The sequence below is a fragment of the Virgibacillus oceani genome (assembly GCF_014638995.1).
Classification (GTDB): Bacteria; Bacillota; Bacilli; order Bacillales; family Amphibacillaceae; genus Virgibacillus_E; species Virgibacillus_E oceani.
Map to the genome: position 1 here is coordinate 24,024 of NZ_BMFR01000028.1, position 6,187 is coordinate 30,210.

The following is a 6,187-nucleotide window of genomic DNA, read 5'->3' on the forward strand; positions in this document are numbered from 1 at the left end:
TCTGCTATTGCATTCATTTGCGAGCACTGGTATAATCTCTTTATGTGAGTTTAGATAAGGTATATCAACCTATGACGGCTCTTACAATAACTCTGTTTCCAAGGGACTCAGGGCAAAAAGGAGTGGAAAGACATGAAAAAGGATATTCATCCAGAATACAGAAAAGTTGTATTTCTAGATACTAGCTCAGACTTTAAATTCTTGAGTGGATCTACCCAAAACTCTGAAGAAACAATTGAGTGGGAAGATGGCAACACATACCCATTGATCCGTGTTGAAATCTCTTCAGATTCACACCCATTCTACACAGGTAAGCAAAAAGCAGACAAAGTCGGCGGCCGTGTAGACCGATTCAAGAAGAAATATAATATGAAATAAAAAGTGGAGCCGACCGGTTAGGGGCGACCGCATAAGCAAGTGACCGTAAAACGCGTGTTTTTCGCGTTTGAAGTGTCAATTGCTTATGACGCGAGCCCCTGGGAGGCGGAACTGGATTAATAAAAAGTGGAGCCGACCGGTTAGGGGCGACCGCATAAGCAAGTGACCGTAAAACGCGTGTTTTTCGCGTATGGAGTGTCAATTGCTTATGACGGCAGCTTCTGAAAGCCGAAGCTGAATTAGTAAGCTTAAGGCCGCTTATTTGAACAAATTAGTAAAAACAGGCAAATTGTCTAGACGTTGCCTGTTTTTTTACTTTTAAAATTGCCATATTAAGTCCAAATTAATGTTAAACTAATTACTATATACATACAGTACAAACTGTGAAGGGAGAGGCCCGTTCATGTATGTTATGAAACAAAGCGGCTGGGTGGAAGTTATTTGCGGCAGCATGTTTTCCGGAAAGTCAGAGGAGCTTATCCGTCGCGTCCGCCGAGCAACATACGGAAATTTAACAGTGCGTGTATTTAAACCTGCAATTGATAATAGATATGATGATGAATCTGTTGTATCACACAACGGTTCATCAACAGTAGCCCGCCCTGTAAACAGTTCAGATGAGATTTTAGAGCATATTGATGCAAGTATAGATATTATCGGAATTGATGAGGTTCAATTTTTTGATGAAAATATCGTTGAGGTTGCGGACGAGCTTGCGAATCAGGGAATCCGCGTAATCATCGCTGGTCTCGATACAGATTTTCGTGGAGAGCCATTCGGTCCAATGCCAAAGTTAATGGCCTTAAGTGAATCTGTAACTAAATTAAACGCAATTTGCCCGGTCTGCGGATCACCAGCAAGCAGAACCCAACGCTTAATTAATGGGAAACCTGCTTCCTACGATGACCCAATTATTTTGGTTGGTGCATCCGAATCATATGAGCCAAGATGCCGCCATCATCATGAGGTGCCAAATAAACCAAGCAATAAGATCTTGCAAAGCTTGGCCAAAATATCGAAGTAGCAGGAGCGCCGTTGTGGTGCTCTTTTTCGTTAATATAGGCAACGGGGATGGTGCTGTTTTTTGTTTCGCTGATAGTATGATGGAAAGCCGCCGACAGACACAGCATAAGCGCTGATAAAACACAAAACCGCTGAAGACGCACAAAGCCCAGCACTAATGTAAATTGCCATCGCCAGCGAGGCCTGCTACCCAAAAAACTTAACTTTGACCAACAAACCTGAGTATACTATAATTGTACTGTTAATCGAAAAAGAGGTGACCGTGGTGTTAGACCGTTTACAGACGCTAGAAGATCGTTATGATAAATTAAATGAATTGCTAAGTGATCCTGAAGTTATCAGTGATACGAATAAATTGCGTGAGTACTCAAAGGAGCAAGCTGGTCTGGAGGATGTTGTTCAGGCTTTTCGTGAATATAAAGAGGTTACAACACAATTAAAAGATGCAAAGGCAATGCTTGAGGATAATCTTGATGATGAAATGTATGAGATGGTAAAAAGTGAAATCACAGAACTTAGTGAAAGCAAGGAAGACCTTGAGGAGAAAATGAAAGTGCTGCTCCTGCCTAAGGATCCGAACGATGACAAGAACGTTATTGTGGAAATTCGCGGGGCTGCCGGCGGTGATGAGGCAGCATTGTTCGCTGGTGATTTGTACCGCATGTATTCCCGTTATGCTGAGACATACAACTGGAAGACAGAGGTTCTTGAAGCTAGTTCAACAGGTGTTGGCGGCTACAAAGAGATTATTTTCATGATTAATGGTACCGGTGCCTATTCGAAATTAAAATATGAAAATGGTGCCCATCGTGTTCAGCGTGTTCCGGAAACAGAGTCTGGCGGAAGAATTCATACATCAACAGCAACGGTAGCTGTTTTACCGGAAACGGAAGATGTCGAAGTTGAGGTACATGACAAAGACATTCGGGTAGATACGTTTGCATCAAGCGGTCCAGGTGGCCAAAGTGTAAATACAACGATGTCGGCTGTTCGTTTAACCCATGAACCGACTGGGATTGTTGTATCGATTCAAGATGAAAAATCGCAAATCAAAAATAAGGAAAAGGCGATGAAGGTTTTGCGCGCGCGCATTTATGATAAATTCCAGCAAGAGGCACGTGCCGAATATGATGAAACAAGAAAGTCTGCTGTTGGAACTGGTGACCGTTCTGAACGTATTCGCACGTACAATTTCCCGCAAAACCGTGTAACAGACCATCGTATCAATTTAACCATTCAAAAGCTTGATCAAATTTTAACTGGCAAATTGGATGAAATTATTGACGCATTACTTATGGAAGAACAAGCAAAAAAATTAGAGCAAATTGGTGAATAATATGGATAAACCAATGAAACAATACGAAGTCCTGCAGTGGGCTTCTCTTTTTTTAGAAAAACATAATCGCGAAACAAGGGTTGCTGAATTGCTTTTACAGCATTATTTAAATGTTACCAGGTCCCATTTTTTCATGACGATGCGAGAACCGGTACCCAATGAGATTGTCCAGGAATTCCAGAAAGCGATCAAAGAGCATGCGGAAACGGGAATTCCAATCCAGCACTTGACTGGCTGCGAAATGTTTTACGGCCGAACATTTGCAGTAAATAAGCATGTTTTAATTCCAAGACCGGAAACCGAAGAGCTGGTTCAGCATGTTATAAAGCTTGCTAAGCTAGCAGGTAAGCCCATAACCATTGCTGATATTGGGACGGGAAGCGGAATCATTGCAGCAACACTTGCACTGGAGCTTGAGAATGCCACGGTTTATGCGACAGATATTTCAAAAGACGCACTTAATGTTGCAAAAAATAACGCAAAACAGCTTCATTCTAAGATAACATTTTTACAAGGTGATTTATTACAGCCACTTATCCACAACAAGATAAAAGCAGATATTATCGTCTCAAACCCGCCTTATATTGCTAGGGAGGACGCGGCGATCATGCAAGACACGGTTAAGGCATTCGATCCCGAACTTGCATTGTTTGCCGAAGAAAATGGGTTGGCAGCTTATAAACAAATCATTGCCAATCTGCCTCAGGTTCTAAAAGAGGATGCTTATGCAGCCTTTGAAATCGGTTATCAGCAAGGAGAAGCGGTAAAAACTCTTTTGAAGGAAAAGTTCCCGGAAAGTGAAGTCCAAATCCATCAGGACATCAACAAAAAAGATCGCATCATCACAGCCAAAATTAAAAATTACTAGAATACTAGTTTAAAAATATCGTCCACTGACCATACTGTTTGTAAATCAAAGGAAAAGAGGGTTTGGACGATGAGGAAACTAGTATTTTTTGTATTCATATTTTTTATTATTTTTTTATCCATACCAATTCAAGGTGTTACGCAACAAGCTAATTCAGAAGCAGGCTATCAAGTTATTCCCGATGAAGCAATTCGTCTCCGGATATTAGCAAATAGTGATAAAGACGAGGATCAGAGAATAAAACGCATCGTCCGGGATGAAGTGAATGAATCGATAACAAAATGGGTAAAGGATATTGCAGACATTAACGAAGCCCGCAAAGTTATTCAAGCGCAATTGCCTGAAATTAAGCAAATAGTAGCAAGTACGCTGGGACGTGAGAATGTGGACAGTGAGTTTCAAGTTGAATATGGTAAAAACGTATCCTTTCCTGCCAAATTATATGGATCCTTTTTATACCCGGCTGGTGAATACGAAGCAGTATTAATTACGCTTGGTAAAGGCAAAGGCGCCAACTGGTGGTGTGTCCTTTTCCCGCCACTATGCTTCTTGGATTTCTCCAATGGTACGAGTGTAGCATCAGCAGCTGACAAGGACATGGAGATAGCAAATGTGGAAAAGGTGAAACAGGATGACGAGGTTGAAGTGAAATTTTTTCTATTTGAATGGATTGAATCGGTTATAGATTTCATATTTAAAGCATAGGATGGTAGAAATAGAACATGAAGCTAGGAATCTATCAATAATAGTAGAGGTGATAAATATGAAATTAATTTCAACACGTCACGCGCCGAAAAGACAAGTGGAACTATTTTTAGCAAACAATCAGGATGTTGACAAACAGGCACTATTGCAAAATGGATATGTAGTGGTGGTAAATGAAAACATAGAAGGCTGTTTTATCCTAGAGCAAGAATCTGAAGGTGTATATTGGCTAAAGCAGCTGCATGTTACAAAGCAAGCAGCACCATCGCTTCCTATCCTTTTAGAAGCTATCCTGGCTTTAGCAAAAGAGCGAAATGCAAGAAGTGTCTATGTGCACAGCCATCAGCCAATGGTTGACGTCTTATTGGAAGCACTGCAGTTTCATCCGCAAAAACAAAGCACATTCGTGGATAAACATCCAAGAGATCATGGGAATTGGTGGACATACAGTGTATCGTAGCCTATATTCACAGGTTATCCACAGAATGTTGTGAGTAACCTGTTGGAAACTTGTTAGTAAAAAATATACCTGTGAATAGTTATGTGGAAAACCTGTTTAAGTACATGTGTTTCAATTGTTTTGGGATGTATGAATGATAAAAATAGAAGGCTTATTTATCAACTGTCTGTGGATAATATCCAGAAGGCTTTTTTGTTTTTATGCTGAAAACGGGTTACGTGTTGTGGATAAGTGTATAAAATTGCATGAATGTCTGCCATAGACTAGAATTATTGGTAGAAAAGAGGTACTGAGAAAATGTTTTTAACAAAACGATGGAATATAAACGATAATATCAATGGCAAGCAGGCAATAAATGAAGCGGCAGAGCTATTAAAAAGTGGATCAACAGTAGCATTTCCGACAGAAACAGTCTATGGATTAGGGGCTGATGCGACTAATGAAACAGCGGTAGCGGGTATTTTTGCAGCAAAAGGCCGTCCAGCAGATAATCCATTAATTGCCCATGTTGCCACTAAGGAACAACTGAAAAAGCTAGTAAGTATATTGCCTCCAGTTGCGGAAAAACTAATCGACCAATTTTCACCAGGTCCGTTAACATATGTTTTACCGAGCAATGGTGTGTGTGCAACCAATGTAACGGCTGGATTGTCCACAATTGGTGTCCGCATGCCTAGTCATCCAGTTGCACAGGAATTACTTCAGCAATGTGATTTACCAATTGCTGCACCTAGCGCCAACACGTCAGGGAAACCTAGTCCGACAACAGCGGGACATGTATGGTCAGATCTGGAAGGCAAAATAGCTGGAGTGCTGGATGGCGGTCCAACTGGTGTAGGTGTTGAATCAACTGTAATTGACTGCACGCAGGAGATTCCAATTATCCTGCGTCCAGGAGGGGTGACAAGGGAACAGCTGGAAGAGGTAATTGGATCTGTCATGGTCGACCCTGCACTAGCCAACACTGGAGATAAACCGAAAGCACCAGGGATGAAATATAAACATTATGCACCAGAAGTTCCTTTATGGCTAGTTGAAGGTTCACTTCAGAATGTCGTTGATGAACAAAGGGGGAAGGTACAGCGAATAGGTGTCATGGCAAGCACCGAAACAGCCGCAAGCATACGTGCTGACAAGGTTATATCGCTTGGTTCCAAGCAGTCCCTAAATGAAATAGCAGCAAATCTCTATGATGCACTAAGGACCTTTAAAGAAGGTGACATTGACCTTATTCTATGTGAAACGTTCCCCGAACAAGGTATTGGCCAAGCCATAATGAATCGGCTGAAAAAAGCTGCAAGTGTATATGTACCTGGAAAATAGAGTAGGACAAGGGGGCACGGGACAAGGGGTCAGACCCACTAGCGTTGCATAACTGTAAATAAATATTATATATGTAAAAATTTTACATTACCAT

7 protein-coding genes are annotated in these 6,187 nt (G+C 41.3%); all 7 read left to right on the forward strand.

Annotated features, from left to right (window positions below):
- The first annotated feature begins 132 nt into the window (after positions 1-132).
- The 7 genes from IEV74_RS18720 (at position 133) to IEV74_RS18750 (ending at position 6,093) form a co-directional block, all read left to right on the forward strand.
- Positions 133-378 carry a type B 50S ribosomal protein L31 gene (locus tag IEV74_RS18720; RefSeq protein WP_188456883.1) on the forward strand — a complete coding sequence of 82 codons (246 nt, stop codon included), beginning with the start codon at positions 133-135 and terminating at the stop codon, positions 376-378.
- A 403-nt stretch (positions 379-781) separates the two neighbouring features.
- On the forward strand, positions 782-1,402 hold the full coding sequence (locus IEV74_RS18725) for a thymidine kinase (protein WP_188456884.1): 621 nt from the start codon (positions 782-784) through the stop codon (positions 1,400-1,402).
- 264 nt (positions 1,403-1,666) lie between these two features.
- Positions 1,667-2,737 carry a peptide chain release factor 1 gene (prfA, locus tag IEV74_RS18730; RefSeq protein ID WP_188456885.1) on the forward strand — a complete coding sequence of 357 codons (1,071 nt, stop codon included), beginning with the start codon at positions 1,667-1,669 and terminating at the stop codon, positions 2,735-2,737.
- 1 nt (position 2,738) lies between these two features.
- Positions 2,739-3,605 (forward strand): peptide chain release factor N(5)-glutamine methyltransferase, encoded by an 867-nt coding sequence (gene prmC, locus IEV74_RS18735; protein ID WP_188456886.1) that lies wholly within the window; start codon positions 2,739-2,741, stop codon positions 3,603-3,605.
- 69 nt (positions 3,606-3,674) lie between these two features.
- On the forward strand, positions 3,675-4,310 hold the full coding sequence (gene spoIIR, locus IEV74_RS18740; protein ID WP_188456887.1) for a stage II sporulation protein R: 636 nt from the start codon (positions 3,675-3,677) through the stop codon (positions 4,308-4,310).
- A gap of 58 nt (positions 4,311-4,368) precedes the next feature.
- Entirely contained in the window at positions 4,369-4,770 is a 402-nt protein-coding gene (locus IEV74_RS18745) for a GNAT family N-acetyltransferase (protein ID WP_188456888.1), read from the forward strand.
- Between the two features lie 297 nt (positions 4,771-5,067).
- The gene (locus IEV74_RS18750) at positions 5,068-6,093 is read left to right on the forward strand and encodes an L-threonylcarbamoyladenylate synthase (RefSeq protein WP_188456889.1); all 1,026 of its coding nucleotides are present in this window, start codon (positions 5,068-5,070) and stop codon (positions 6,091-6,093) included.
- Positions 6,094-6,187 lie beyond the last annotated feature (94 nt).